We start from the raw sequence: 2,749 nt of genomic DNA on the forward strand, positions 1-2,749 counted from the left end.
GCCGGACCGGCCGGCCGCCGCGGACGGACCGCTCGCCGACGGCCTCCGGCAGGCCGTGGCGGTGGAGAACCTCGTCCCGCTGGCCGCGGCCGTCCGCTCGGTCGCGCCGGTGGCGGAACGCCTGTTCGACGGCAACGCCGCCTCGGCCCTGGTCGGCGCCGGCCGGGTGCTGGCCGCCGCGCCGTCCGTCCGGCACACCGCGGCCGCGCGCCGCGCCGAGGCACTCGTCCGGGACCTGCTGGACACCCCGCCGCTGGAGGGCACCGGGAGCGTCACCGCCCCGGACCGCCCGCTCGCCTTCCGGCGCAGCTCCTGCTGCCTCTACTACCGGGTGCCGGGCGGCGGGGTCTGCGGCGACTGCGTCTTCGACCGCCCGCCCGGTACCCGGTGACACCCTCGGCGGACCGCCGGCGGCTCAGGACGGGGTCGCGGCGGCGAGCGCGGCGGCGAGGAGGGTGGGCGCCTCGGCCAGCGAGGGGCCGTACCAGGTGAGGTGGCGGCCGCTGACCAGGGCGGCCGGGACGCCGGGGAAGGCCTCCGGCCCGTCGGTCGCCGTGAAGCGGTAGGGCTCGTCCGGCAGGACCACCAACTCCGCCCCCGCGGCCTGCAGTTCGTCCAGCGGAACGGCCGGGTAGCGCTCGGCGTGGTCGGCGTACAGCTGGTGCACGCCGAGGCGGCGCAGCAGGTCACCGGCGAAGGTGTCGCGGCCGAGCACCATCCACGGCCGCCGCCAGATCGGCACCACCGCGCGGCGCGGCTGCCCCGCCGGGACGGGCAGGTCGCGCCAGGCCCGCTGCGCCTCGTCGAGCCAGGCCGGCCGGGGCAGGCCGCAGGCGGTGGTGAGCAGCCGGTCGAGCGAGGCGAAGGCCTCGTCGAGGGTGCGGACCCGGGTGACCCAGACGGCGAGTCCGGCGTCGCGGAGCGCCGCGAGGTCGGGGGCGCGGTTCTCCTCCTCGTTGGCGATCACCAGGTCGGGGCGCAGCGCCGCGATCCGGGCGGTGTCCGGGTTCTTGGTGCCGCGGATCCGGGCCACGTCCAGCCCGGCCGGGTGGCTGCACCAGTCCGTGGCGCCGACCAGCAGCCCCGGGCGGGTCGCGGCGACCGCCTCGGTGAGCGAGGGCACCAGCGACACCACCCGGGAGACCGGGCCGAGCCGGACCGGCGTGCCCAGGTCGTCGCTGACGGTCCGTTCGGCGGAGGGAAGATCCATGCCGTCCACGGTAGCGGGGGCGCGGCCCGGGCCTGCGCGCCGCCGGTACCCGCGTCCCGGCCGCCGTCCGGGGCGGTGCCGGCTCAGGAGGCGCGGGAGGTGAGGGCCGGGTCCGCCGGGGCGCCCGGGCCGAGCAGGCGGTCCAGGCCGCGCCGGGTGCGCTCGGCGGCGCCGGGGGCGCCGAAGAGCTGGAGCTCCTGGTTCAGCGCGAGGTAGAGGCCGCCCAGCTCGTAGACGAGCTGCTCCGCGTCGGTGCCGGCCGGCAGCTCGCCCTCGGCGACGGCGGTGCGCACCTCCGCGGCCAGCCGGCGGCGCCAGACCCGCAGCAGCCGCCCGACCGCGTCGCGCACCGGCCCGCTGCGGGCGTCGAACTCGACGGCGGCGGTGGTGAACAGGCACCCGCCGGGGAAGGTGTCCCGGTCCGTCTCCAGGTAGGTGATCCACGCCTCGCAGACGGCCCGCAGCCGGGCCAGGCCGGGCGGCCGGTGCTCGGCGGGTGCCCACACCGTGCGGGAGAAGATCGCCGCCGCGCCGTCCAGCGCGGCGAGCTGCAGCGCCTCCTTGGTGCCGAAGTGGCCGAGCACGCCGGCCTTGCTCATGCCCAGGTCGGTGGCGAGGCGACCGATGGTCAGCCCGTCCAGGCCGTCGACGGAGGCGATCGCAATGCCGTGCTCCAGGATGCGGTCCCTCGTTCTTCGGGCCTCGGCGACGGACTTGCGTGGACTCATGCCGTCATCGTATCCAGCCGCCTCCCACTTAGCGTCCGACCGATCGGTTGCTATATTCCCGGGAACCGTCGCCGAGCCGAGGAGAAACCGGCATGCAGGGCAGTCGCATCACCGCACTCGGGCACTACCAGCCCGCCCGCGTCCTGACCAACGACGACCTCGCCGCGATGGTCGACACCAACGACGAATGGATCCGCCGCCGCACCGGCATCGCCACCCGCCGGATCGCCGCCCCCGAGGAGACCGTCGCCGACATGGCCGCCGCCGCGGCCGAGAAGGCCCTCGCCGCGGCCGGCCTGGAACCCGCCGACATCGGCCTGATCACCGTCGCCACCTGCAGCGCGATCGACCGCTGCCCCTCCACCGCCGCCCAGGTCGCCGCCCGGCTCGCGATCCCCTCCGCCGTCGCCTTCGACCTCAACAACGGCTGCGCCGGCTTCTGCACCGCCCTCGCCACCGCCGACCACAGCCTGCGGGCCGGCGCCGCCCGGCACGCCCTGGTCATCGGCGCCGAGAAGATGTCCGACGTGACCGACTGGACCGACCGCAGCACCTGCGTCCTGCTCGGCGACGGCGCCGGCGCGGCCGTGCTCAGCGCCTCCGACACCGCGGGCATCGGCCCGGTCGCCTGGGGCTCCGACCCCTCCCGCGGCAGCGCCGTCCGGCTCGTCGACGACTGGCAGCCGCGGTTCGCCCAGGAGGGCCAGTCGGTGTTCCGCTGGGTCACCGGCGAACTGCCCGCCATCGCCCGCGAGGCCTGCGAACGCGCCGGCATCGCCCCGTCCGAGCTCACCGGCGTGGTCACCCACCA

The 2,749-nt window shown here is 77.0% G+C and carries 4 protein-coding genes; 2 read left to right on the forward strand and 2 right to left on the reverse strand.

Translation table 11 applies throughout. The features are described from left to right. Nucleotides 1–391 (forward strand): (2Fe-2S)-binding protein (locus tag ABZ641_RS32020; RefSeq protein ID WP_359987494.1); only part of this gene is annotated, 391 nt, incomplete at its 5' end. A gap of 24 nt (nt 392–415) precedes the next feature. Here ABZ641_RS32020 and ABZ641_RS32025 read toward each other — a convergent pair. Continuing rightward, nucleotides 416–1,210 carry a helical backbone metal receptor gene (locus tag ABZ641_RS32025; protein WP_359987497.1) on the reverse strand — a complete coding sequence of 265 codons (795 nt, stop codon included), beginning with the start codon at nt 1,208–1,210 and terminating at the stop codon, nt 416–418. An 83-nt stretch (nt 1,211–1,293) separates the two neighbouring features. After that, entirely contained in the window at nt 1,294–1,938 is a 645-nt protein-coding gene (locus ABZ641_RS32030) for a TetR/AcrR family transcriptional regulator (RefSeq protein WP_344626998.1), read from the reverse strand. A gap of 92 nt (nt 1,939–2,030) precedes the next feature. Here ABZ641_RS32030 and ABZ641_RS32035 point away from each other — a divergent pair. Beyond that, nucleotides 2,031–2,749, forward strand: a 719-nt coding sequence (locus tag ABZ641_RS32035; protein WP_359987499.1) for a beta-ketoacyl-ACP synthase 3, incomplete at its 3' end; no start/stop codon positions are given.

The sequence above is a fragment of the Kitasatospora sp. NPDC007106 genome, assembly GCF_040634455.1.
Classification (GTDB): Bacteria; Actinomycetota; Actinomycetes; order Streptomycetales; family Streptomycetaceae; genus Kitasatospora; species Kitasatospora arboriphila.